The following is a 25210-nucleotide window of genomic DNA, read 5'->3' on the forward strand; positions in this document are numbered from 1 at the left end:
GGAAACGGCTTTTTTTCCACTTACGACATTGGGCAATGTTTTTTTTCATACTCTGCAATATACGGTTCATAAACGAACGTTAAATCGATTTCATCCCAACCTTTTAAAAGCAGTTGTTTTCGGTATGGATCAATGTCGAACGTCCGCTCAAATCCGCTATCATCATACACCCGTTGATCTTCTAGAGAAATTGTTAATTCATAATCTGCTTTCGTGCTTTCTCTCAATAAATATTCGACATCTTGCTTAGCTAAACGAATTGGCAATAATCCATTTTTTAGGCAGTTGTTATAAAAAATATCTGCAAATGATGGGGCAATAATCGCTTGAAATCCGTAATCTTGCAGGGCCCATGGGGCATGTTCGCGCGATGATCCACAGCCAAAATTTTCGTTAGCGACAAGAATGGTTGCCCCTTCATTTTCAGGTCGATTTAATTCAAAATCCGGATTTGGTTTTTCTCCATCGATATAGCGCCAGTCGTAAAACAGAAACTTCCCAAACCCCGTACGCTCGATTCTCTTTAAAAACTGTTTTGGAATAATTTGGTCTGTATCGATGTTGGCGCGGTCGATGCCCGCTACTTTCCCTTTATGAACAGTAAATGGCTTCATTCGTTTCCCCCCTTAATGGACCGGTTCTTTCTGCAATTGTCGAACATCAACAAAATGCCCATAAATTGCAGCAGCGGCAGCCATCGCCGGGCTAACTAAGTGCGTTCTTGCCCCTTTTCCTTGTCGTCCCTCAAAATTTCGATTCGATGTGGAAGCGCAATGTTCTCCTTCCGGTATAATGTCTGGATTCATTCCTAAACATGCGCTGCAGCCGGAATCACGCCATTCGAATCCCGCATCGATAAAAATTTGTGCTAATCCTTCTTCTTCCGCTTGTTTTTTCACTTGTTGCGATCCAGGGACAACAAGCGCACGCACACCTTTTGCCACTTTCTTTCCTTTGACAATTTTCGCGGCTTCACGCAAGTCGCTAATACGAGAGTTCGTACAGGAACCGATGAAAACGTGCTGCACTGGAATTTCTGTAATCGGAGTGCCAGGTTTTAATCCCATATATTCCAAAGCGCGTCGTACTGCCTTTTGTTCCGTTTCGCTTGAAAAATCCTCTGGATACGGCACTGTTCCTTCGATCGATGTGCTCATCGATGGGTTCGTCCCCCATGTCACCATTGGGGCAATGGTCGACGCATCTATTTCAATCGTTTTGTCGTATTCCGCGCCTTCATCTGTCGCAAGAGCCCGCCAGCGTTCTACCGCTTTTTCAAACTCTTCTCCCTTCGGCGCATATTTGCGCCCTCGCAAATAAGCAAACGTCGTTTCATCTGGACTTACTAAACCAGCACGTGCGCCTGCTTCAATCGACATGTTGCAAATCGTCATTCTCTCTTCCATCGACATGTTACGAATGACTTCTCCAGTAAATTCGATAATATATCCTGTTCCAACATCAACCCCGTAGCGGCCGATAATGGCCAAAATGACGTCTTTGGCGGTAACTCCTTCCCCTAATTTTCCGTTAATGCGAATTTGCAGCGTTTTTGGTTTATGCTGCCATAATGTTTGTGTCGCAAGCACATGTTCCACTTCGCTCGTTCCGATTCCAAACGCAAGCGCCCCAAATGCTCCATGTGTCGACGTATGGCTGTCCCCGCAAACAATCGTTTTTCCAGGTTGTGTTAAACCAAGCTCTGGGCCAATCACATGAACAATTCCTTGTTCTTCACTACGCAAATCAGCTAGCGGAATCGAAAATTCCCGACAGTTTCGTTCCAACGCGGCAATTTGATTTCTTGCCACTTCGTCCTCAATCACAAAACGGTTTACTGTTGGAACATTATGATCCATCGTCGCAAATGTTAAATCTGGGCGGCGCACTTTCCGCCCCTTTTGCCGCAATCCTTCAAACGCTTGCGGAGAGGTGACTTCGTGCACTAAATGTAAGTCGATATAGAGCAAATCTGGTTTTCCATCTTCGCGATATACGACATGATTTTCCCAAATCTTTTCAATAATCGTTTTCGGTTTCACTGCTTTCACCTCTCATTTTTCATGAGTAAACAGTCATAATATGGAAAATTGCTTCATTATCTAAAATCGTCGCTTTAATTTCGTTTACCATTTCATCAGTGGAAACGACTCGTTGTCCTTTTTGTGCAATATCTGCTGTTCGCAATCCAGCTGCCAATACTTGCTGAACCGCTTTTTCAATTGCATCTGCCTCTTCCGAAAGCCCAAAGGATAATCGAAGCATCATTGCCGCTGATAAAATCGTTGCAATCGGATTTGCTTTATTTTGACCCGCAATATCAGGCGCAGAACCGTGAATTGGCTCATACAAACTAGGCCCTGATGTCGATAAACTTGCGGATGGCAACATCCCGAGCGAACCGGTCAACATCGAAGCTTCATCACTTAAAATGTCGCCAAACATGTTTTCCGTAACAATGACATCAAATTGTTGCGGAGAGCGAATTAGCTGCATTGCCGCATTATCGACAAGCATATGCTCAAGCGTTACATCAGGAAACTCTTGCGCCACTTCTTCAGCAATTTCCCGCCACATTCTGCTTGATTCGAGCACATTCGCCTTATCAACAGATGTCACTTTTTTCTTCCGTTTACGCGCAAGTTCAAACGCTGCTTTCACAATCCGCTTAATTTCTTCTTTTTTATATAGAAGCGTATCTACTGCTTTTTCTTCTCCGTTTTCTACCATCCGTCCGCTCGGTTTCCCAAAATATAGTCCTCCTGTTAATTCACGAACGATTAACAAATCGACACCTTGAATCACTTCCTTCTTCAGCGGTGACGAATCCATTAAACTGTCGTAAAACTTTACTGGCCGTAAATTGGCAAACAAATTCATCTCTTTACGAATTTGCAATAACCCTTTTTCCGGACGCAAATGTGCAGGGTTTCGATCCCATTTCGGACCACCGACTGCCCCAAGCAATATCGCATCACTTTCATGACAGATGGCAAGCGTTTCATCTGGGAGCGGCGTTCCTTTTTGGTCAATCGCCGCTCCACCAATAAGCCCGAATTCGAACTCAAACTGATGTCCAAAACGGGTTTCGATTGTTTTTAGAATTTCAACAGCTCCCCTCGTCACTTCTTTTCCGATTCCATCACCCGGCAATACGGCAATCCGATAACTTCCCATGCTGTTTCCCTCCATTGATTTTATTGCATCGCTACTTTTTGATTCTCAGCACGCATCGTTTCAATCATAAACACGCGGTTGACTGCATTAATATACGCTTTTGCGGATGCTTCCAGCACGTCCTGCGCCGTACCGCGACCGCTAGTTTCTATATCATTGACACGCACTTTCACGAAAACTTGCGCAAGCGCGTCACGACCACCGCTCACGGATTCAATACGGTAATCAAGAAGAGTAACAGATGTCTTAAAGCAACGCTCTAACGTGTTATACAATGCTTCGACGCTTCCTGCTCCCGTTGCCGCTTCTTGAATCTCATTTCCTTGTCCGTCTTTTAAGACGACAACAGCGGTCGGAATTTGGTTTGTGCCATACTGAACTTGAAGCGAGCATAACTGATAAAAATCTTTAAAGTGATCAAATTTTTCTTCAAAAATAAGCGCGACTAAATCATCATCGGTAATGTCTTTTTTCTTATCTGCCAACTCTTTAAATCGAACAAATAATTTATTAACTTCTTCATCTGATAATGTGTATCCAAGCTCTTCAACACGATTGCGCAGCGCATGCCGTCCCGAATGTTTTCCAAGCACCATGGAGTTTGATTGAACACCAACAAGTTCTGGTGAAATAATTTCATACGTTGTTTTTTCTTTTAATACACCATCTTGATGGATTCCTGACTCATGAGCGAAGGCATTTTTGCCAATGACCGCTTTGTTTGGCGGAATAACCACACCTGTCAATTTGCTTACTAAATTGCTCGTTCGCTTAATTTCTTGAAGGTTAAGGCGTGTTTCTGCCTGATAATAATCTTTGCGAATGTAAAGCGCGACAGCAATTTCTTCCAATGCCGCATTTCCCGCGCGTTCGCCGATTCCGTTAATCGTCCCTTCGATTTGTGTTGCGCCATGCTCAATTGCTGCCAGTGAATTTGCAACCGCCATTCCTAAATCGTCATGGCAATGGGCAGAAAGAGAAACTTTTTCAATATTCGGAACATTGTTGCTTAAAAATGTGAAAATATTCCCGTACTCTTTCGGGGTAATATACCCTACTGTATCTGGGATATTAATGACCGTCGCCCCCGCTTTAATCACTTCTGTAATAATCTTGGCCAAAAATGGAAGCTCGCTGCGGCAGGCGTCTTCCGCTGACCATTGGACAATTGGAAAATAGCGTTTTGCATATTTGACCGACTCTACCGCTGTTTCAATGACTTGTTCCGGCGTCATTTGCAATTTATACTTCATATGGATCGGAGATGTGGCGATGAATAAATGGAGACGAGGCTCTGCTCCTCCTTTTAACGCCTCCCATGCGGCGTCAATATCGCTCTGTACCGAGCGAGCAAGCCCGGTAACAGAGCATGTTTTGATCGTTTCGGCAATTTGTTTTACCGCTTGGAAATCTCCTTTCGATGAGGCAGGAAAGCCTGCTTCAATAATATCTACACCGAGCCGTTCAAGCTGGCGGGCAATTTCAAGTTTTTCTTGTAAATTCAAATTGATTCCAGCAGACTGTTCACCATCGCGCAACGTCGTATCAAAAATATTAATTTTTCGCACTGGAGACCACCACTTCTTTCTGTTTTTCTTTCACAAATGGCATCATGCTGCGCAATTCGCGGCCGACAATCTCAATGAGGTGTTCATTTTCGCGGCGGTTGATCGCATTAAACTCCGGACGGTTTGCTTGGTTTTCCAAAATCCAGCCTTTTGCAAATTTTCCTGTTTGAATATCATGAAGAACCTTTTTCATCTCTGCTTTCACCGCGTCATTGATAATGCGCGGTCCAGAAATGAAATCTCCCCATTGCGCCGTATCGGAAATCGAATGACGCATCCAAGAAAGACCGCCTTCATACAGAAGATCAACGATCAGCTTCATTTCATGCAAACATTCGAAATAGGCTACTTCCGGCTGATACCCTGCTTCGACAAGCGTTTCAAATCCTGCTTTAATAAGCGATGTTAATCCTCCGCATAATACAGCTTGTTCGCCGAATAAGTCTGTTTCTGTTTCTTCTTTAAATGTCGTTTCCAGCACTCCCGCTCTTGTCGCACCGATCGCTTTTGCATACGCGAGCGCTGTTTGTTTTGCTTCCCCTGTTACATCTTGATACACTGCAATTAATGCAGGAACGCCAGCTCCTTCTGTATACGTGCGGCGCACTAAATGCCCCGGACCTTTCGGTGCAACTAAAAATACATCGACATGTTCAGGAGGAACAATCTGATTAAAGTGGATATTAAACCCATGGGCAAATACTAATGCGTTTCCTGGCTGAAGCTCTGGTTCGATTTCTTCTTTATATACATTTGGTTGTTTTTCATCTGGAAGAAGAACCATGACGATATCCGCTTGTTTGGTTGCTTCGCGAACACTATATACGGCAAAACCGTCTTTTTCCGCTTGTTCCCATGATTTTCCTTTACGAAGCCCAACAATAACGTTCACGCCGCTGTCGCGAAGGTTTTGTGCATGTGCATGGCCTTGTGAACCGTAACCGATAATTGCCACCGTTTTTGATTGTAAGTATTTTTCATTTGCATCTCCGTTATAGTAAACTTTTGCCATTATCCATCTCTCCTTTTCTCATAGTCTTTTAGATAATGAAAGCAGTTTTATGTGTAGCGGCTGTTTTTTGCGAGCCGCGTGTAAACGCTGTTGTGCCTGTTCTCGCCACTTCTTTAATTCCGTAAGGCCGCAATAACTCAATGAGCGCTTCTACTTTTTCGGATTCGCCTGTTACTTGAATAACAAGACTATCTTTGCTTACATCGACAATCGAAGCGCGGAATGGCTCAATAAGCGTATAGATCTCTTGGCGGAGCGCCGGTGTCACGGATACTTTCACCAGCGCCAGTTCCCGCGCAACAATCGCTTGGTCGGTAATATCATTTACTTTCAGCACATCAATCTGCTTGTTTAACTGTTTAATAATTTGCTCGGCCGTCCGCTCATCTTCAACATTGACGACAAATGTCATTCGGGAAACTCCTTCTACTTCTGTATGTCCTACCGTGATGCTTTCAATGTTATAATGCCGTTTCGTAAATAACCCGGTAATTCGGTTGAGAACGCCTGGACGGTTATTGACTGTCATTGTGATAATTCGCCGCACGGTTTCACCCCCACCATTTCATGTAATCCTTTTCCAGGTGCAACCATTGGATAGACGTTTTCATCCGCTTTTACATGGAAATCAAGTAAAACCGGACCGTCGATCGCAAATGCTTTCTTTAGTACCTCCATCGCTTCCGCCTCCGTTTTTGCCTGGAAGCCCGGAATATTGTATGCTTCTGCTAGTTTTACAAAATCCGGCTGATTTGGAATGAGAGAATGGGAATATCGTTTTTCGTAGAAAAGTTCCTGCCATTGACGAACCATACCAAGCGCTTGGTTATTCACAATAACCACTTTAATCGGCAATTGAAGCTCTTGGATGACAGACAACTCTTGGAATGTCATTTGGAAGCCACCATCACCGACAATGGAAACGACCGCAGCATTTCTATCCGCAAGCTGCGCTCCGATCGCCGCCGGGAGGCCGAATCCCATCGTTCCAAGCCCGCCGGAAGTAACCCAGCGATGCGGTCTATTAAACTTGTAATATTGCGCCGCCCACATTTGATGCTGGCCAACGTCGGTAGTAATAATGGCTTCTCCGTTCGTTAATTCATAAATCATTTCCACCAGTTTTTGCGGCTTAATCGTTTGTTCATCGTCTTCGTAATAAAGAGGGAATTGCCGTTTCCATTCGTTTAACTGGGCAAGCCATGCGCTTGTGTCCGCTGGCTTTCCTTGCTGATGAATTAATTCTTGCAAGGCCGCTTTCGCATCGCTGACAATCGGAATTTTCGTAGGCACATTTTTGCCGATTTCCGCCGGATCAATATCAATGTGTGCCACCGTTGCCTTTGGTGCAAAGTATTTTAAATTTCCCGTAACACGATCATCGAATCTTGCCCCAATATTAATGAGTAAATCACATTCATATAGCGCCATGTTTGCTGTATACGTACCGTGCATGCCAGCCATTCCTAAAAATAATGGGTGATCGGCTGGAAATCCGCCTAAGCCTAATAACGTATGAACAACTGGAATATTTTGTTGTTCAGCATATTGCCGTAGTTCATTTGAAGCGTTCGCATGTAATACGCCTGCTCCCGCTAAAATGACAGGTCTTTTCGATTGGCTAACCGCTTCTACAAGGCGGCGAATTTGCAAATGGTTTGGGTGAGTGGTCGGTTGATACCCTGGCAAATGAACCTCTTGTTCGTAATCAAATTCTCCTTCCGCTATGGTAATGTCTTTTGGGATATCGATTAATACAGGACCAGGTCTTCCTGTTGTGGCAATATGAAACGCTTCTTTAATAATTTTCGGAAGCTCGCTTATATCACGAACTTGATAATTATGTTTCGTAATTGGCATCGTAATTCCGAGAACATCCGCTTCTTGAAACGCATCTGAACCGATGACGCTCGTTGCAACTTGACCTGTAAATACGACGATCGGCAGCGAATCCATCATTGCATCTGTTAAACCTGTCACAATGTTTGTCGCTCCAGGCCCTGATGTTGCGATCACAACGCCCGGCTTTCCAGAAATACGCGCATATCCTTCTGCGGCATGAATGGCCCCTTGCTCATGCCGCGTTAATACGTGAAACACTCCTGATTGATATAACTTGTCGTAAAGCGGCAACACCGCTCCACCCGGATATCCAAAAATAACTTCTACCTTTTCCGCCTTTAACGCCTCAATTAACATTAGCGCTCCGCTCATTTTCGTTTTTTCGGACGTTTTTTCCTCTACTTTCATCCTTGCCATCATCCATCCTCCCTCGCATTTTTCATCGCTATGAAAAAAACCTTTTCACCCACAATGACCTACTTTGGTTCGGTCAAAGGGGCGAAAAGGTTCACTTTTCGCGGTACCACCCTTCTTCGTGGCCATTACGACCACCTCATGAGCGATTGGCAAATCAGCCAACCGCTCTTTTTAGTAACGAGTGAAGCAATTGTTCTCCACCCGTCCAACCCTACTAGCCATATGACGTTCAGGCTGGCGCTCAGAGGTGAGTTCGTCAAGCGGCAGCATCACCGGTTCCCAGCTCCCCCGGCTCTCTGTGGATGCTGTCCCCGCTGACTACTTATCCTCGTCAACGCTTTCACATATATAAAACTTTCATTGTGCATTATCTAACACTTGCGTTGGTTTGATATACTTTTACTCCTTCAGAAACAACACGGCGTCTAAACTCTTCAAGCAGCCGTTTTGTATGCTTTCCTGGCACGCCTTCACCGATCACGCGTCCATCCACCTTCACCACTGCAATCACTTCAGCAGCTGTTCCAGTTAAAAAAACTTCATCGGCAACATAAACATCGTGGCGCGTAAACGGCTCTTCTTTTACGACATACCCAAGTTCTTGAGCAATTTCGATAATAGCTTGACGCGTAATTCCTTCCAGCGCTCCTACATATCCAGGCGGTGTATATATTACCTCGTCTTTAATAATAAAGACGTTATCTCCCGATCCTTCGGCTACATATCCTTGATCATTTAAAATCAACGCCTCGCTTACGTTAGCGAGATGTGCCTCAATTTTGACAAGAACGTTATTTAAATAGTTGAGTGACTTTACTTTTGGGCTAAGGACATCAGAACGATTTCTTCGAGTGGCAACCGTTACCACTTCAATTCCAGTTTCATATAAATGTTTTGGAAAAAGCGCTAACGGCTCAACAATAATAACGACTTGCGGCTTTTTGCACTTATACGGATCAAGCCCTAAATCGCCGACTCCGCGTGAAACAACAAGACGAATATATGCATCTTGATATTGATTTTTTCGTATCGTTTCAATAACATAATTTGTCATCTCTTCTTTTGTATAAGGAATCGTTAATAAAATCGATTTTGCTGAATTGTAGAGACGATCTATATGCTCTTTTAATCGAAACACGTTGCCGCTATAGACACGAATCCCTTCAAATACGCCATCGCCGTATAAAAAACCATGATCGTATACCGAGATTTTCGCATTTTCTTTTGTCACAAATTCACCGTTTAAAAAAATCCATTGTTCACTCAATTTTGTTCCCCTCTTCCCTGGTAAGTACAGTCTCTCGTTTGTATTGATCATTGCTGTTATTGTTCATGCGTTTGATTTATTTGAAAATTATAATAATCCTAAAACAAAAGAGAGTCAATACTATTTTTTGAATATTTAGATTGATTAAACTATTTGTATACGCTTACATATTGATAGAATCAATGAATTTTCATGTTAAAAAAATTTTTTCGTTGCCCAATAAAAAAACCTCCTTTTCCGTTGTGGAAAAGGAGGTTTTAGCGTCCCAGGAGAGATTCGAACTCCCGACCGACGGCTTAGAAGGCCGCTGCTCTATCCAGCTGAGCTACTGGGACATGTATTTCACACTATATTAATTTCACATTTTCATCCTTGATATCCTGTCTCTTCCTCTACCAGCTGATTCAAGGAAGCCTAGTGCGTCGAGACAACTCGCAGCTGTTTCATGGAAGTATGGCTCGTCGCTGAGCTACTGGGACATGTATTTCACACTATATTAATTTCACATTTTCATCCTTGATATCCTGTCTCTTCCTCTACCAGCTGATTCAAGGAAGCTTAGTGCGTCGAGACAACTCGCAGTCGATTCATGGAAGTGTGGCTCGTCGCTGAGCTACTGGGACATGTATTTCACACTATTCAATTTCACATTTTCATCCTTGATATCCTGTCTCTTCCTCTACCAGCTGATTCAAGGAAGCTTAGTGCGTCGAGACAACTCGCAGCTGTTTCATGGAAGTGTGGCTCGTCGCTGAGCTACTGGGACATGTATTTCACACTATTCAATTTCACATTTTCATCCTTGATATCCTGTCTCTTCCTCTACCAGCTGATTCAAGGAAGCTTAGTGCGTCGAGACAACTCGCAGTCGATTCATGGAAGTGTTGCTCGTTTTCCAAAGACAGTCTATATTATAGAAAAGCTTTTCGATAAAGTCAAGATAAAAAAGAGCGAGAAAAATCTCGCTCATAGGGTAAATGTTTTCGTAAGTGATGCCACTTCTTTTCCATCGAGTTCGTAAAATTGAACCGTTGCTTTTCCGTCTTCTATTTGCAATAATGCGTATGTTTTTTCTTTCCGCGCTCTCGGCAACAAAATGCTTCCCGGATTAATAAATAAAATACCGTCGATCATCTCAGCACCAGCGATATGAGAATGACCAAAACATACCACTTTTGCCTCTACTTCTTTCGCACGATAGTAAAGATTCATTAGCGACGTTTTCACATTATAGAGGTGACCGTGAGTAATGAAAAAGCGAACCCCTTCAATTTCTTCGGTTCGTTCATTAGGAAATTGCGTGGTGAAATCACAATTTCCGCGCACTACCAAAAAACGGGCAATTTCTTTTTGATCAAAAGGCAATTCAGAATCTCCGCAATGAATCAGCGCATTTGCTTCATGATGATGACGCGCCACGATTTCTTCTAGTTCATTCGTTAATCCATGGCTATCACTAACAATTAACACTTTCATGTTTCTTTACTCCTTATCGTTAATGATTTCATCCCACTGCTTTTCTAATTTCGCTAACGCTTTTGCTCGATGGCTGATTTGATTTTTCTCTTCTTTGGATAATTCCGCCATCGTTTTTCCTTTTTGCGGAACGTAAAAAATTGGATCATACCCAAATCCGTTTTCACCCTTTGGCACTTCTGTAATGTATCCTTCACACGTTCCCTCAACGACGGTTGTGCGGCGCCCTGGAGCCGCGACAGCAAGCGCGCAATGGAAACGCGCCGTTCGCTTTTCAAAAGGAACTCCTTTCAACTCTTCCAATACTTTGGCAATGTTTTTTTGATCGTTCTTTTCTTCTCCAGCGTATCGGGCGGAATATACACCTGGTCTTCCATCTAAAGCGTCAATCGATAGGCCGGAGTCGTCGGCGATCACGATCGCATGAAAATAATGGGCCATCGCTTCCGCTTTTAATACCGCGTTTTCAGCAAACGTGCTTCCCGTTTCCTCAACATCTGGGCAATTCGGAAAATCTAGAAGCGATTTTACTTCTATTCCTTTTTTTTCAAGGAGTTCTTGAAACTCTCGCGCCTTTCCGACGTTTTTCGTCGCGATAATGACTTGTTTCATCATGTATCCCCACTTTCCTCGCTTCTCTTTATATCAATTTGCATTGCAAGTTCTCCTAACGTTTTCCGTTGAATGTCGATAAGCTGTCGAATCCCTACTTCTGCTGTATCTAGCAATTCATTTAATTGTTCTCGCGAAAATGTCGCTTCTTCTCCTGTTCCTTGAATTTCCACAAAGCGGCCAGCTCCTGTCATCACAATGTTCATATCGACTTCTGCCCGCGCGTCTTCCGCATAGTTTAAATCAAGAATAATTCCGTGTTCTGGATCGATCCCAACAGATGTAGCAGCTAGAAAATCATTCACAGGAAGTTCATCGAGTTTCTTTTCTTCCATCAATTTCGCGAATGCTAACACCATCGCTACATACGCTCCTGTAATCGACGCTGTCCGCGTTCCTCCGTCCGCTTGAATCACATCACAATCAATCCATACCGTCTTCTCGCCTAACTTGTCCAAATTAACGACAGAACGAAGCGCTCTTCCGATAAGACGTTGGATTTCCATTGTTCGCCCTGATAATTTTCCTTTGCTAGATTCCCTCACATTTCGCTGTTCTGTCGCTCTCGGCAGCATCGAATATTCCGCAGTAATCCATCCTTTTCCGCCGCCACGCATAAACGGCGGCACTTTGTCATCGATGCTTGCTGTGCAAATCACTTTCGTATCACCAACTGTAATGAATACCGACCCTTCTGCATGTTTAATAAAATGTTTCTCCATATGTACAGGACGCAGCTGTTTGTTTTCTCTGCCATCTATCCTCATAATAAAAATCCTCCTTTACATAAACAGAAAGAGGTAGCACACCGTCTACCTCTTTTTTATATCATAATATCGCATCAAACTGCTAGCTACTCTGTTGTTGCATTGTCATTTTTGAAAATAATCGCTTAAAAGCTTTCTGTATTCACTTTTTCTGGTCTTGCCACTGGTTCGGATAACGGTTTTCCATCTTCTCTAACAAGATTTGCTTTTCCATTTACCATAATAGAGACACTCTCGATTCCCTTTTGCTCCGTTAGTGAGAGAACAAGAGAATTTAATACATGATCCGAAATGACATTTTTCTTATTGCTGCCGTAAATGGCTTCGTTAAAGTTTAATGTCACTTTTCCATCTTCATATTTTGGTTTTCCAACTAACTGAGTATCTGGCTGAAACTCACTTACAAGACCGCTGCCATAGCTTGGTCCTTTAATTAATTCGTTAACCGCAGCGACAATATCATCTTTTTCTTTATTAGACACGCGGCGCGTTACTGGAACGTAGTACGTATCGTTTCCTTGTTGCGCGACAAAATAAACGGTAACTGGGTGAGTATTTGTAATATCCGCAACACCTTTGGCATCAATATTAATTCCATCAGCGCGGCTGACACCGTCTTGAATAGGTGTTTTATTGACTGGCATGACATCTTGATCATAACCGTTAATGCGAATTTTTACTCTTTTCACATTATCAAACTGTGTCAGCGTCCATGTAATGGCTTGCAAAATTCTCTTTTCATCTTCTGGTTTATAATTTGCAAATTCTGGTGAGAAATCAGCAATAATGGTGCCATCTTTCTCCAGCTTCACTCCTAATACCCTTGTATCTGCTGGCAATACAGCGCGAAACCCGTTTGGCAACAATTCCGAAACAGGGCCATCTTCCACCAAATATTCGAGCACTTGCTTTGCCACAGCATCTGTCTTCGGCAGTTCTACGGTCTGCGGCACGACAAATCCATTTTTATCAATTAAGTAAAGCTCGCGTTTTACTGTTTCGGTTGCTTTTTTCTCGTCTTTTTCTCCCCCTTGTTTTCCAGTTGTTTCTTGTAATGATTGCCCATCTTTTAAATAGCTCACATCCTGTGGCGGGTCAATTTCTTTAACAGCTTCATCCTTTCCAAATAACCCACAACCACTAAGTAATAACAGCGATGTAACAACGGATGCAGCTAGTTTCCACGTTCCTCGATGAAACATGAATTTTCCCTCCTACTCATAGTTTGTACTACTATCTATGTATACGAGCCTTTTTTGAAAATAGAATAAAAAAATCCTTTAGCTTTTACGCTAAAGGATTTTTTTATAATTCAATCGTTTGAACATTTTCAATTGGCTTTCCAAACCATTTGGAAGCAATTTTTTGGAATAGCTCCTTTGATCCTGTCGTAAAGAATAAATGTTCAGCCTCTCGTTGCCCTGTATAAAGAAGATGGCTATGATGCAAAATCGCACTAACTTCACGTGCGGTTTCATCACCGGAACAAATTAGTTTTACGCGTTTTCCCATATATTCTTTAATAAGAGGACTTAACAAAGGATAGTGAGTGCATCCTAAAATAAGGACATCCATATTGCTCGATTTAAACGGTTCAAGCGATTCAGCGACTATCTTTCTCGCTTCCTCTCCTTCGAAGTTTCCGCTCTCTACAAGCGGGACAAACTTTGGACATGCTAAACTTTCTACACGAACTCGATGGTTAATGGATTTTAGCGCCTTTTCATACGCACCGCTTTTTACTGTACCAATTGTACCAATCACACCGATATGCCCGTTTTTCGTCGCTTTTAACGCCGCGCGAGCTCCAGGATGTATCACTCCTAATACCGGAATATCGAGCTGTTCCCGAATTTCGTCTAATACGACAGCTGTTGCCGTATTACAAGCAATAACAAGCATTTTAATATTATACCGCAATAAATAATTCGTCATTTCCCATGTAAATTGACGAATTTCCTCTTTAGGGCGTGGCCCATATGGGCAACGAGCTGTATCCCCAAGATAAACAATCCGTTCTTTTGGTAACTGTCGCATAATTTCTTTTGCAACAGTTAATCCACCAACTCCTGAGTCAATAACACCAATTGCTCTTTCCAATTGATCCGCCTCATTCTTTTTTTCATTTCTTGATGTAGTTTTCGTAAGTATTTTCTAAAAAGACAATTTCTTGATTAGAAAAATTTTGCAACACTTGTACCAAATCATGTTGACGCTTTTTATCACTTCTTCGACCATTCGTTTCCCTTTTTCGAGAAGACGAATGCGTACAACTCGTCAGTCGTGCCGATCTTTTACTCTAGCAACGAGCCCGTATTTTTCCATTCTGTCTACTAAATATGTTGTGCTACATGCCAGATACATTTTGTTCAATAATTCGTCGAACGTCAAGTCCTCTTCTTCCAATAGCTATTTTAGTGTGGCGAATTGCGGCGGTGTGATTGGATACTACGCTAAAATTTCACGGTCTCGTTGTTTTAAATTTGCGGCAATATATCGATCTAGCTCTGCAACAGTCTTTTCAACAAAAGACATACAATCTCCTCTACAACGGTGCATTTATTATTTTTAATGTTTTTCTACAAAAATGCAACAAAAAAATACAACTTTTTATTTTATTCGACAATGTTTGATATATTCCATTTTACTCCACTTTGCCACATAATCAATGAGTAAATCGTTTTTATTTTTAAAACTAAATTTCATCTTTAAAATATAACAAACCGGCTACCTTAAAATAAGGTGAGCCGGCATTTCTTATAGTTCAAGTTCTCCCATTCGAAGCAATTCAATAACTGCTTGGGATCGCCCCTTTACCCCAAGTTTTTGCATTGCGTTCGAAATGTGGTTGCGAACCGTTTTTTCACTAATAAACAGTTCTCTGGCAATTTCTTTCGTCGTCTTATCTTGAACTAATAATTCAAATACCTCTCTCTCTCTTTTCGTTAGCAACGGCTTTGGTTGAAATGATTTATCCTTCAAGTATTGTAACCCTCCTTGCTTTCACTAGACCTGAACTACCGGATGGGTATTATTCACCATATAGTATGTGAAAGAAGGGGTTACGGTGACGGAATTTCGCTTATCTAATAGAAAAATAGGTATTTTTTCTAAACAATTGCCGTTGCTTGGGACTGTTGGAGCATTTGTCTCATCTCATCGCTCCAAGGAACGCTTTTTGAAAGAAGGTAAACGACTTTTCCCATTGTTCCCATTGATCAATGTAATCAATCTGCTTCATTACATATCCCCCTAATAAAAATCCTCTTCATGAAAGCCATGAAGAGGATTTTCATCATTATACTTCGTCACTTCCGAAGAAGTTGCGGAACATTTGAATCGTCGCTTCACGGTTTAGCGCAGCGATCGAAGTGGTTAACGGAATTCCTTTTGGACAAGATTGCACACAGTTTTGCGAGTTACCACAGTTCGCTAAACCGCCATCACCCATAATCGCTTTCATCCGCTCCGCTTTATGCATCGCGCCTGTTGGATGCGCATTAAATAGACGTACTTGGGAAAGCGGTGCTGGACCGATGAAATTCGATTTGCTGTTGACGTTTGGACATGCTTCTAAACATACACCGCATGTCATACATTTTGAAAGCTCGTATGCCCATTGGCGTTTTCGTTCTGGCATACGCGGACCAGGACCTAAGTCATACGTTCCATCGATTGGGATCCATGCTTTTACTTTTTTCAACGAGTCAAACATACGGCTGCGGTCTACTTGCAAGTCGCGAACTACCGGGAACGTACGCATTGGTTCCAAACGAATTGGCTGTTCTAATTTATCAATTAATGCTGTGCATGCTTGACGCGGTTTGCCGTTAATAACCATCGAGCAAGCGCCGCATACTTCTTCCAAACAGTTCATTTCCCATACAACTGGGGTTGTTTTTTGCCCTTTCGCGTTAACCGGATTACGGCGAATTTCCATCAGCGCAGAAATGACGTTCATATTCGGACGATATGGAATTTCAAATTCTTCTTCGTATGGCGCAGAATCAGGACGATCTTGACGTGTTATAATGAATCGAACCGTTTTTTTCTCGCTCATCGTTTATTTCACTTCCTCTTTCTTTTTCGTGTAGTCGCGTTTGCGTGGCTTAATCAACGATACATCGACATCTTCGTAGTGGAATGCCGGTCCATCTGGGGTATAGCGTGCCATCGTTGTTTTGAGCCACTCTTCGTCATTGCGCTCTGGAAACTCCGGTTTATAGTGTGCACCACGGCTTTCGTTGCGGTTGTAAGCGCCTAGCGTAATTACCCGCGCTAGTTGAAGCATATTATATAACTGACGAATAAATGTTGCGCCTTGGTTGCTCCATTTCGACGTGTCTGTAACACTGATGTTTTTATAGCGTTCCAACAATTCCTGGATTTTCTCATCTGTTTTCAACAACTTATCGTTGTAACGAACGATTGTAACGTTCGCTGTCATCCATTCACCCAACTCTTTATGAAGCACATACGCGTTTTCTGTTCCATCCATGGACAAGATGTTGTTCCAACGCTCTTCTTCTTGTTTCACATAGCGGTCGTACAACGATGATGGCATTGCGTCTGCCGATTTTTCCAAACCGCGAATGTATCTAACCGCATTTGGTCCAGCAACCATGCCGCCGTAAATCGCTGATAATAAGGAGTTAGCTCCTAGACGGTTTGCGCCATGGATCGAGTAATCACATTCGCCAGCGGCAAACAATCCTTTAATGTTTGTCATTTGATCATAATCAACCCATAAGCCGCCCATCGAATAGTGAACAGCTGGGAATACTTTCATCGGCACTTTGCGAGGGTCTTCGCCCATAAATTTCTCGTAAATTTCAATAATACCGCCAAGTTTGATATCTAGTTCTTTCGGATCTTTATGAGAAAGATCAAGGTATACCATGTTTTCGCCGTTGATGCCGAGCTTCAAATCAACGCAAACGTGGAAAATTTCACGAGCCGCGATATCACGAGGAACAAGGTTTCCGTAAGCCGGATATTTTTCTTCAAGGAAATACCAAGGTTTTCCGTCTTTATATGTCCAGACTCTTCCGCCTTCCCCTCGGGCTGACTCACTCATGAGACGCAGTTTATCGTCTCCCGGAATCGCCGTCGGGTGAATTTGGATAAATTCCCCGTTTGCATAGTACGCGCCTTGTTGATAGACGATAGACGCTGCTGAACCTGTGTTGATGATCGAGTTCGTCGATTTTCCAAAAATGACTCCTGGTCCGCCTGTCGCCATAATGACCGCGTCCGCAGGAAACGCTTTAATTTCCATTGTTTTTAAATCTTGCGCAACGATTCCTCGGCAAATTTGTTCATCATCTAAAACAACGCCTAAAAACTCCCATCCTTCATATTTTGTGACAAGTCCAGCCACTTCATGGCGGCGCACTTGTTCATCAAGCGCATATAATATCTGCTGGCCTGTCGTTGCCCCTGCGTATGCAGTACGGTGATGCTGCGTTCCACCGAAGCGGCGGAAATCAAGCAACCCTTCAGGAGTACGGTTGAACATGACTCCCATGCGGTCAAGCATATAAATGATGCTTGGCGCTGCCTCACACATCGCTTTTACCGGAGGCTGGTTCGCTAAAAAGTCACCGCCATATACGGTATCGTCGAAATGTTCCCAAGGAGAATCGCCTTCCCCTTTCGTATTTACCGCACCGTTAATCCCACCTTGTGCACAGACAGAGTGAGACCGCTTAACAGGTACGAGCGAGAACAATTCTACAGGTACGCCTGCTTCCGCGATTTTAATCGTTGCCATTAGACCAGCTAGACCGCCACCAACTACTATGATTTTTCCTTTTTTCATTGCTACTCACTCCCTAAAAGATTGCTAGTTGTAGATTAAGCGAATGCCAAAATGGCACGAATGCCGACGATGGAAAGCGCGACAAAAATAAGCATTGTCACATAGGTGAAAACTTGTTGTGAACGAGGAGATACCGTTATACCCCAACTTACACAGAATGACCATAAACCATTCGCAAAATGGAATACTGTTGATAAAATTCCGACAATATAAAATGCAAGCATAGCCGGATTATCGACGATATTCGCCATCATTTCATAGTTTACTTCCGCACCAAGAGCGGCTTGAACACGTGTTTCCCACACATGCCATGTCACAAAAATTAACGTAAAAATTCCCGTTAATCGCTGCAGCATAAACATCCAATTGCGGAAATATCCGTAACGGCCGACATTATTTTTCGCCGTAAAAGCAATATAAAGTCCATAAATGGCATGGAACAACAGTGGAAGGAAAATGACGAATATTTCTAAAAAATAGCGAAATGGTAAATTCTCCATAAAGGAAGCAGCACGGTTAAACGCTTCCGGACCTTTTGTCGCAAAATGGTTTACGACTAAATGTTGTACTAAAAAGATCCCTACTGGAATGACTCCTAACAGCGAATGGAGCCGACGGTAATAAAATTCGCGATTTCCTGCCATATGTAAACCCCCTTTGAATAATAACGATGAAAAATTAATGCGCTCCCCATCCACAAAAATGAAAAGGTAATGATTCATAGAATGTAATTGCTTCCATTACCATAATCATTTTGTCACATTCATTGTACTCTCACATTGTACAAGCGTCAAGAAAACAAAGTCATAAAATGTTCAAACATTTGAATATTTAAACAACATCCAATCATAAGAAAGATAATGCATGCTCCCCTCCATTTCGCTATAATGTTAGAGTAGATAGAAAGAGGGGAAGCATGTGAAACTACCATCGCTAGAAGAACAATATAAAGCATTAGAAAACATTCATATTTCCGCATTTGGCTCTGAACTGATTCGGCAAATTCTTCTTCCTGAATTGCTCGGAAAAGAAACAGCAAGCATTTTATACTGGGCTGGTAAAAGCTTGGCGCGCCATTATCCGCTAGAAACGATATCCGATATCATCACGTTTTTTGAAAAAGCTGGATGGGGAACGCTTTCCATTGTCGAAGAACGCAGCGATGAGCTTCACGTTGAGTTGACAGGTCCGATCATCGCCGCGCGATTTGCTCTTCACGAAAATTGTACATTTCAGTTGGAAGCAGGATTTCTAGCCCAACAAATTGAGCATCAAAAACGCCGCGTTGCCGAAGCGTTCGAACAACAAAAGAAACGTGCTAATAAAGTGTTAATCACCATTAAATGGGATCGCAAAGATGAAATAAATAGCTAAGAGCCTGCGAACGCAGGCTTTTGTCATTTTTATGAGCGCACCGCTACGGTTTCTTCGGCAAGCCCGAATGCTTCGTGAAGCGCCTCGACGGCCGAAACCATATATTTTTCGTCAATGACCGTGGAAATTTTAATTTCTGACGTGCTGACCATTTTTATTTCAATGCCTTGATTCGCTAGCGCTTCAAACATTTGCGCAGCTACTCCCGGATTAGAAATCATACCGGAGCCGACAATCGATACTTTTGCTAAACCAGTTTCATATTGCACATTTGCTCCTTTTAACGATTGTAATACTTGGAGCGTTTCTTGCAGATCTTCCGTGCGAATCGAAAAAGAAACAGACGTTGTTTCGGAATTTGCCGCGCTTTGAATAATAATATCTACATTGATGCCACGGTTCGCAAGAGCCGTAAAAATGGTCGGCAATGTATATAAACTATTTTCGATTCCATCCACCGTTACTCTCGTTACTTGATCTTCAAACGCGATTCCTCGTACGATTAAATGCTGCTCCATTGAAACTTCCTCCTTTACCATCGTTCCTCTTTCGTTTTCCATGCTTGAACGCACTTCCAGCGGCACTTCGTAGTTTTTCGCAAATTCCACGGCGCGCGGATGCAATACTCCTGCCCCTAAATTGGCCAACTCAAGCATTTCATCATAGGAGATCTCTTTTATTTTTCTTGCTGTTTTCACATAACGCGGGTCTGTTGTAAACACGCCGGTTACGTCTGTATAAATATCGCATTTATCCGCTTTTAATGCTGCCGCTAGCGCCACCGCTGTTGTATCGGAACCGCCGCGGCCGAGCGTGGTGATTTCCCCTGTTTCCGTTACTCCTTGAAACCCCGCAACGATCACAATTGCCCCTTCATCAAGGTGGCGGTGGATTCTCGTCGTATCCATGTTCATAATTCGGGCATTGCCGTGCATTTCTTCCGTCATAATTCCCGCTTGCCATCCTGTCAATGAAACAGCTTTATATCCTTTTTCGTGAAGCGCCATTGCCAAAAGCGCGATGCTCACTTGTTCCCCTGTCGAAAGAAGCATATCCATTTCCCGTTTGCTAGGATGATTGGAAATTTGATTCGCTAAGTTGACAAGCTCATCAGTCGTTTTTCCCATTGCCGAAACAACAACGACAACTTCATTTCCTTTTTGGGCTTCCTCAATGACCCGATTCGCCACATGTTGAATTCTTTCGATGGAACCAACAGACGTTCCGCCAAACTTTTGTACAATGATTCCCAATTCGTCTCACCCTTTACCATGAATATCGCTTATTTGTTTGCAAATAAAAACAGCAATGAGAGAAATCTCATTGCTGTGCATCACGAAAGCGAAAAAAGCGAATTCGCCCCGCACAGTGAGATAGCTCTCCAAGATGAATCACATCTTGACAGTCCTACATTTCTTAAACGCAGGACCAGCGGAAAAAGCAATGAGACTTTTTCCACTTCGGCGACGCTCCCCTTTCCACACTCATCATCGGAACTCATTTTCCTCCGAATGTGTACTCTTGAAGTTCGCACCTCTATCTTCACTTCGGCGTTTGGAAGTGTATAAATATGAAATTTATTGCAATCATATCAAACTTTCGTATTGTTGACAATATTATTCTCGCAATTTCTTATAAATTTTTTCAGCAACAGAGCGCGGAATGTTTGCTTTTTGCAATTCTTCTACCGTTGCTTCTTTCATGTTTTTAATGGATCCGAAATGCTTTAATAACGCTTTTTTTCGCTTTTCCCCAACGCCGGGGATGTCATCTAGTACAGAATGAAACATCGTTTTTCCACGCGTTTGCCGGTGAAAGGCAACCGCAAACCGATGCACTTCGTCTTGGATGCGCTGCAATAAATAAAACTCTTGGCTGTTTCTTTCTAATGGAACAACTTGCGGCGGATCCCCCATGATTAACTCGGATGTGCGATGCTTGTCGTCTTTGGCAAGCCCAGCGAGCGGAATATCAAGTCCTAATTCGTTTTCAAGCACATCCCTTACCGCAGCTAAATGCCCTTTTCCTCCGTCAATAATAATCAAATCGGGAAGTGGGAGGCCTTCTTTGAGCACGCGAGTATAACGTCTTCTTACCACCTCGCGCATCGATTCATAGTCATCCGGTCCCTCTACGGTTTTGACTTTATATTTGCGGTACTCTTTTTTCTCCGGTTTTCCATCGATAAAAACTACCATGGCTGAAACAGGATCCGCGCCATGAATATTGGAATTGTCAAACGCCTCAATGCGATGCGGGGTCGGAATTCCTAATATTTTTCCTAAGTTTTCCACAGCTTTGATCGTTCGTTCTTCATCCCGCTCAATTAAGTAAAATTTTTCTTTCAAAGCAATTGCCGCATTTTTGCTTGCTAAATCAACCAGTTCTTTTTTCTTTCCTTTTTTCGGCTGAACAACCTTTACTTCCAGCAGCTGCTCGGCAAGTTCGCCGTCAATGTCAGCAGGCAAAATGACCTCTTTCGGCTTAAAGTGGTTCGCTTTGGTATAAAACTGTCCTAAAAACGTCAGCAATTCCTCATCTGGGTCTTGATACATCGGAAACATCGATACATCGCGCTCGATCAACTTTCCTTGACGAATGAAAAATACTTGTACGCACATCCATCCTTTGTCATAGGCATAACCGAACACATCGCGATCAACGAAATCGTTCATGGTCATCTTCTGCTTTTCCATCGTTGCTTCAATATGGGCAATTTGATCACGGTATTCTTTTGCCCGTTCGAATTCGAGCGCTTCGGCTGCTTTCATCATCTTTTCTGCAAGCTCTTCTTTTACTTCTTTATACCCGCCGTTTAAAAAGCGGACGATTTGTTCAACGATTTCTTTATTTTGTTGTTCGGACACCGGATGCACGCACGGTGCAAGACATTGTCCCATATGATAATATAAACAAACACGGTTCGGCATGGTCGAGCATTTGCGCAACGGATAAATGCGGTCTAACAGTTTCTTCGTTTCGTTTGCCGCCTGTACATGCGGATACGGCCCGAAATATTTTCCACCGTCTTTTTTCACTTTTCGCGTAATGATTAGGCGAGGATGCTTCTCCGCGGTAATTTTTATAAACGGATAGCTTTTGTCATCCTTAAGCATCACGTTATATTTTGGATCGTACTTTTTAATTAAGTTCATTTCCAAAATGAGCGCTTCGATGTTCGAAGAAGTGACAATATATTCAAAATCGGCAATTTCGTTGACAAGCCGCAGCGTTTTTCCGTCATGCGTTCCGGTGAAATACGAACGCACGCGGTTTTTCAGCACTTTTGCTTTGCCGACGTATATGACCGTACCGTTTTTATCTTTCATCAAATAACATCCCGGCTGCTCCGGGAGCACAGCTAATTTTTCTTTTAAGTGATCATGCATCATAATCACTCCATCAAATTAATTCATCCATTCATACAGCGTAATGTTTCCGTACACTGGATCTGCGAGTGTGCTGGAACGATATGTTTTCACTTTCCGCACATGGCGTGAAAGGGAAATCCCTTTCGCTTGAAAGCCTTTGACCACATGATCTGTCATATAAATTTTAACATGTCGATAGTTCTTCTTGTCTTGTAAAAAAAATGAAAAATGCAGCACGTCTTTATGCGGAAAGTCCACATCGAGGTATTGCAGCACGCGTGTTTCTTCCCATGTATACAGAACAAATTTCTCTTTACTATTTTGTAAATCATACGCTAATTGATAGGTTGCTGGCAACTGTAATGCTTGTTCGCGCATATGCCATATTCCCGTTGCGAGTTGTGCGGCTAACACTGCCAGCGCTATGCTCCATCGGTACATAGACATATGATTGCGGAGAAAGCAAATCCATCCGTACAACAAAACAAGATGAACAAGCGGGAGAATATGGCGCGGTTTTTCGATATTTTGCGCAAATAACCCCCAAAGAAAATAAACGAATCCAGAAATAAGAAGCCAGCGCGGGAACGTGGACTTCCTTGACTTCCATATCGCTGTCCATACAACCATATACAAAAAAAGCAAGATCACGTTTTGGCTTGCTATCCCTGTCCATAAAATATTATAAAAGAAAAAGTAAATCATTCGCTCCCATAACGGCTGCCCGTCGCTTACCGCCGTTCCCCCCCATTCCTTGAAATGGCCGCTCGTAAATGAAAGAGCCAGTTTGAAAAAGGATTGGAAACTTCCTTCCGTCGCCGCGACCGCAGCAATCCAAATAAATTGAAAAAAGGCAGCGGAAGTCAAAAAACAGCCGATTCGAAAGGCACTGCGATGTTTTTTCCAATCTTCGTACCATAAAAACAAAATCGCCACCGCAAATGGAGCATACGACAAACGGATTCCCATTAACAAGCTAAACAAGGCAAGCGGAAGTAGCTGTATCCACCATGCATCTCGCTTTCTTGCCAATTCGATGGACCAAAAATACCACCACAGCACCGCCAGCGCCGCGCCGTCCGACATCGGCTGGCCCACAATCACCATGATATAGCTTGCCGACTGGAGGAGCGTGCTAATGAACAATGACATGGAAGTCGAGAAATGCTTTTTTAACAGGAGAACGATCGGAATCGTTGCCGAAAACAATGCAACGATATTAAAGACGGATAGCGCTTTCGCCGGATTGTCAACAAATGTACGAATAAACATGCCGCCCAACACGAAATATGGATAGCCCGGAAAATGCGGCTGCATGGCCAATAAATCATAACGGTCTAACGCCAATGCAAAATCGACTTGATCCCATGTTGACGCATAAGGGCTTGCATAATAGATTTCTACGAAAAACAAACATAATAAAATGACTAAACTGAAATATGACAAAAGTCGATTATTTCCTAGAAAATGCTTCAGCATCTTTCTCCCCTTTTTCTACATGGCACATATTTGGCAAAAAAGACGAAAAAGCACAAGGCTAAGCCTTGTACTTTTTACATTACCTTTTTCGTTTTTGGTTCAAGCGCTTGGACGGTTGTGGATTGCTCCACATTTTTCTTATTTGTGTTGCGGCTTGTAACTAATAAATAAATCACGACAAAATATCCAATATAGGCGATGATTTCTTCAATGGATGGCATGGACGAATAGCCGAAGAGCGCTTTTAAAAACACGCCAACTTCTCCTGAAAAGACAGGTGCGACGCCATGATCGCGGAGATAATGTTCATAATCAATCGGATGTTCTGGAAGCAGCCATGTTAAATCATATACATGCGGCATCACGCTGCCGATGATATTTAAATCCTGGAGCATGGAAATGCCTTGGACTAATAGTCCCGCGGCAATCAATACGATGAACGCTCCGGTTACTTTAAAGAACGTCTTCAGCGGAATGCGCATCGTTCCTTTGAAGAAAAGGTAGCTGACGATCGCCGCAATCGCAATTCCTGTCACCGCTCCCCATCCTTTCATCGCCGCACCGATGTTTCCATGGGTAATCGCGGCAAAGAAAAAGACCGTTTCGACACCTTCACGGAGCACAACTAAAAACGAATGAATAACCATTCCAACGACATTGCCGGTCGTAATAAATTGATCCATCTTTCCTTCGATGCTTTTTTTCATATTGCGGCTATGCTCGGCCATCCAAAAGACCATTTGTGTCAGCAAAATCGCCGAAACAAACATAATGCCGATCTTTAAGTACATTTCGCTTCCCATCGCGGCAAATCCAGTGAGCACGACTTGGAAAAGAATCGCAACCCCAAAGCTTGCTAAAACCGCCAATCCTGCTCCAAGCCAAACGTACTTCGTATATTCTTGATGGTTGACGCGCTTTAAATAAGACGTAATAATTCCGACAATCAACAGCGCCTCGAGCGCCTCGCGAAATGTAATCAACAGCGCTTGAACTTCCATCGCATGTCTCCCCCTTTGTTTCCATC

Annotated in this window: 22 protein-coding genes, 1 tRNA gene, 1 pseudogene, 1 riboswitch and 1 other annotated feature; of the genes and pseudogenes, 1 reads left to right on the top strand and 23 read right to left on the bottom strand. The window is 42.9% G+C overall.

Annotated elements, in window-relative coordinates:
- Window positions 1-20: 20 nt before the first annotated feature.
- The 19 genes and pseudogenes from leuD to DER53_RS00920 form a co-directional block, all read right to left on the bottom strand.
- A complete protein-coding gene (gene leuD / locus DER53_RS00830; RefSeq protein WP_015864696.1) occupies window positions 21-614 on the bottom strand; it encodes a 3-isopropylmalate dehydratase small subunit in 594 nt (197 codons plus the stop codon).
- A gap of 12 nt (window positions 615-626) precedes the next feature.
- Entirely contained in the window at window positions 627-2042 is a 1416-nt protein-coding gene (gene leuC / locus DER53_RS00835) for a 3-isopropylmalate dehydratase large subunit (RefSeq protein WP_062677873.1), read from the bottom strand.
- A 19-nt stretch (window positions 2043-2061) separates the two neighbouring features.
- On the bottom strand, window positions 2062-3177 hold the full coding sequence (gene leuB / locus DER53_RS00840) for a 3-isopropylmalate dehydrogenase (protein WP_062677872.1): 1116 nt from the start codon (window positions 3175-3177) through the stop codon (window positions 2062-2064).
- 20 nt (window positions 3178-3197) lie between these two features.
- The gene (locus DER53_RS00845; protein WP_062753105.1) at window positions 3198-4745 is read right to left on the bottom strand and encodes a 2-isopropylmalate synthase; all 1548 of its coding nucleotides are present in this window, start codon (window positions 4743-4745) and stop codon (window positions 3198-3200) included.
- Window positions 4732-5757, bottom strand: coding sequence for a ketol-acid reductoisomerase (gene ilvC / locus DER53_RS00850; RefSeq protein ID WP_015864700.1), 1026 nt, complete (start codon window positions 5755-5757; stop codon window positions 4732-4734). Before ilvC ends, DER53_RS00845 begins: the two co-directional genes overlap by 14 nt.
- 28 nt (window positions 5758-5785) lie before the next feature.
- Window positions 5786-6304 (bottom strand): acetolactate synthase small subunit, encoded by a 519-nt coding sequence (ilvN, locus tag DER53_RS00855; RefSeq protein ID WP_041269720.1) that lies wholly within the window; start codon window positions 6302-6304, stop codon window positions 5786-5788.
- Entirely contained in the window at window positions 6283-8016 is a 1734-nt protein-coding gene (ilvB, locus tag DER53_RS00860) for an acetolactate synthase large subunit (RefSeq protein WP_062753107.1), read from the bottom strand. The genes ilvN and ilvB overlap by 22 nt, the downstream gene beginning before the upstream one ends.
- A 74-nt stretch (window positions 8017-8090) precedes the next feature.
- Window positions 8091-8360: a binding site (T-box leader), on the bottom strand.
- A gap of 23 nt (window positions 8361-8383) precedes the next feature.
- Complete coding sequence (gene ilvE / locus DER53_RS00865; RefSeq protein WP_015864703.1) at window positions 8384-9283, bottom strand: branched-chain-amino-acid transaminase; 900 nt, start codon at window positions 9281-9283, stop codon at window positions 8384-8386.
- 261 nt (window positions 9284-9544) lie between these two features.
- A tRNA-Arg gene (locus tag DER53_RS00870) sits at window positions 9545-9618 on the bottom strand.
- 631 nt (window positions 9619-10249) lie between these two features.
- Window positions 10250-10759, bottom strand: coding sequence for a metallophosphoesterase family protein (locus DER53_RS00875; RefSeq protein WP_062677866.1), 510 nt, complete (start codon window positions 10757-10759; stop codon window positions 10250-10252).
- 6 nt (window positions 10760-10765) lie between these two features.
- Window positions 10766-11371 (bottom strand): XTP/dITP diphosphatase, encoded by a 606-nt coding sequence (locus DER53_RS00880; protein WP_062677865.1) that lies wholly within the window; start codon window positions 11369-11371, stop codon window positions 10766-10768.
- A complete protein-coding gene (rph, locus tag DER53_RS00885; protein WP_062753109.1) occupies window positions 11371-12138 on the bottom strand; it encodes a ribonuclease PH in 768 nt (255 codons plus the stop codon). The genes DER53_RS00880 and rph overlap by 1 nt, the downstream gene beginning before the upstream one ends.
- Before the next feature lie 125 nt (window positions 12139-12263).
- Window positions 12264-13340, bottom strand: a complete 1077-nt coding sequence (locus DER53_RS00890; RefSeq protein ID WP_015864707.1) for a GerMN domain-containing protein — start codon at window positions 13338-13340, stop codon at window positions 12264-12266.
- 103 nt (window positions 13341-13443) lie between these two features.
- Window positions 13444-14238: a glutamate racemase gene (gene racE, locus DER53_RS00895; RefSeq protein WP_062677864.1), complete on the bottom strand. Its 795-nt coding sequence runs from the start codon at window positions 14236-14238 to the stop codon at window positions 13444-13446.
- Window positions 14193-14673, bottom strand: a pseudogene (locus tag DER53_RS00900) (MarR family winged helix-turn-helix transcriptional regulator). The gene racE and the pseudogene DER53_RS00900 overlap by 46 nt, the downstream one beginning before the upstream one ends.
- 222 nt (window positions 14674-14895) lie before the next feature.
- A complete protein-coding gene (locus tag DER53_RS00905; RefSeq protein WP_003248783.1) occupies window positions 14896-15120 on the bottom strand; it encodes a helix-turn-helix domain-containing protein in 225 nt (74 codons plus the stop codon).
- Window positions 15121-15436: 316 nt separating this feature from the next.
- The gene (sdhB, locus tag DER53_RS00910) at window positions 15437-16198 is read right to left on the bottom strand and encodes a succinate dehydrogenase iron-sulfur subunit (RefSeq protein ID WP_015864710.1); all 762 of its coding nucleotides are present in this window, start codon (window positions 16196-16198) and stop codon (window positions 15437-15439) included.
- Between the two features lie 3 nt (window positions 16199-16201).
- Window positions 16202-17959 carry a succinate dehydrogenase flavoprotein subunit gene (gene sdhA, locus DER53_RS00915; protein ID WP_015864711.1) on the bottom strand — a complete coding sequence of 586 codons (1758 nt, stop codon included), beginning with the start codon at window positions 17957-17959 and terminating at the stop codon, window positions 16202-16204.
- Window positions 17960-17994: 35 nt separating this feature from the next.
- Window positions 17995-18603, bottom strand: coding sequence for a succinate dehydrogenase cytochrome b558 subunit (locus tag DER53_RS00920; RefSeq protein WP_062753111.1), 609 nt, complete (start codon window positions 18601-18603; stop codon window positions 17995-17997).
- Window positions 18604-18877: 274 nt separating this feature from the next.
- Here DER53_RS00920 and DER53_RS00925 point away from each other — a divergent pair, with 274 nt between their 5' ends.
- Window positions 18878-19333 carry a YslB family protein gene (locus DER53_RS00925; RefSeq protein ID WP_062753113.1) on the top strand — a complete coding sequence of 152 codons (456 nt, stop codon included), beginning with the start codon at window positions 18878-18880 and terminating at the stop codon, window positions 19331-19333.
- A gap of 29 nt (window positions 19334-19362) precedes the next feature.
- Here DER53_RS00925 and DER53_RS00930 read toward each other — a convergent pair whose 3' ends face one another.
- The 4 genes from DER53_RS00930 to DER53_RS00945 form a co-directional block, all read right to left on the bottom strand.
- Window positions 19363-20586 (bottom strand): aspartate kinase, encoded by a 1224-nt coding sequence (locus DER53_RS00930; protein WP_062753115.1) that lies wholly within the window; start codon window positions 20584-20586, stop codon window positions 19363-19365.
- Between the two features lie 113 nt (window positions 20587-20699).
- A riboswitch (Lysine riboswitch) is annotated at window positions 20700-20880 on the bottom strand.
- A gap of 69 nt (window positions 20881-20949) precedes the next feature.
- On the bottom strand, window positions 20950-22722 hold the full coding sequence (uvrC, locus tag DER53_RS00935; RefSeq protein WP_062753117.1) for an excinuclease ABC subunit UvrC: 1773 nt from the start codon (window positions 22720-22722) through the stop codon (window positions 20950-20952).
- Between the two features lie 18 nt (window positions 22723-22740).
- Window positions 22741-24180 carry a hypothetical protein gene (locus DER53_RS00940; protein ID WP_062753236.1) on the bottom strand — a complete coding sequence of 480 codons (1440 nt, stop codon included), beginning with the start codon at window positions 24178-24180 and terminating at the stop codon, window positions 22741-22743.
- 77 nt (window positions 24181-24257) lie between these two features.
- Window positions 24258-25184 carry an FTR1 family iron permease gene (locus DER53_RS00945; RefSeq protein ID WP_015864717.1) on the bottom strand — a complete coding sequence of 309 codons (927 nt, stop codon included), beginning with the start codon at window positions 25182-25184 and terminating at the stop codon, window positions 24258-24260.
- Between the last annotated feature and the right edge of the window lie 26 nt (window positions 25185-25210).

Origin of the sequence: Parageobacillus toebii NBRC 107807 (genome assembly GCF_003688615.2) — a bacterium.
In the GTDB taxonomy this organism is placed as follows: domain Bacteria; phylum Bacillota; class Bacilli; order Bacillales; family Anoxybacillaceae; genus Parageobacillus_B; species Parageobacillus_B toebii.

Excerpts from the sequence above, each read along its gene's own strand:
- leuD (WP_015864696.1), bottom strand. The coding sequence starts at position 614 with ATGAAGCCATTTACTGTTCATAAAGGGAAAGTAGCGGGCATCGACCGC.
- leuB (WP_062677872.1), bottom strand. The coding sequence starts at position 3,177 with ATGGGAAGTTATCGGATTGCCGTATTGCCGGGTGATGGAATCGGAAAA.
- ilvC (WP_015864700.1), bottom strand. The coding sequence starts at position 5,757 with ATGGCAAAAGTTTACTATAACGGAGATGCAAATGAAAAATACTTACAA.
- ilvB (WP_062753107.1), bottom strand. The coding sequence starts at position 8,016 with ATGGCAAGGATGAAAGTAGAGGAAAAAACGTCCGAAAAAACGAAAATG.
- DER53_RS00875 (WP_062677866.1), bottom strand. The coding sequence starts at position 10,759 with ATGAAAGTGTTAATTGTTAGTGATAGCCATGGATTAACGAATGAACTA.
- DER53_RS00880 (WP_062677865.1), bottom strand. The coding sequence starts at position 11,371 with ATGAAACAAGTCATTATCGCGACGAAAAACGTCGGAAAGGCGCGAGAG.
- rph (WP_062753109.1), bottom strand. The coding sequence starts at position 12,138 with ATGAGGATAGATGGCAGAGAAAACAAACAGCTGCGTCCTGTACATATG.
- DER53_RS00890 (WP_015864707.1), bottom strand. The coding sequence starts at position 13,340 with ATGTTTCATCGAGGAACGTGGAAACTAGCTGCATCCGTTGTTACATCG.
- sdhB (WP_015864710.1), bottom strand. The coding sequence starts at position 16,198 with ATGAGCGAGAAAAAAACGGTTCGATTCATTATAACACGTCAAGATCGT.
- sdhA (WP_015864711.1), bottom strand. The coding sequence starts at position 17,959 with ATGAAAAAAGGAAAAATCATAGTAGTTGGTGGCGGTCTAGCTGGTCTA.
- DER53_RS00920 (WP_062753111.1), bottom strand. The coding sequence starts at position 18,603 with ATGGCAGGAAATCGCGAATTTTATTACCGTCGGCTCCATTCGCTGTTA.
- uvrC (WP_062753117.1), bottom strand. The coding sequence starts at position 22,722 with ATGCATGATCACTTAAAAGAAAAATTAGCTGTGCTCCCGGAGCAGCCG.
- DER53_RS00945 (WP_015864717.1), bottom strand. The coding sequence starts at position 25,184 with ATGGAAGTTCAAGCGCTGTTGATTACATTTCGCGAGGCGCTCGAGGCG.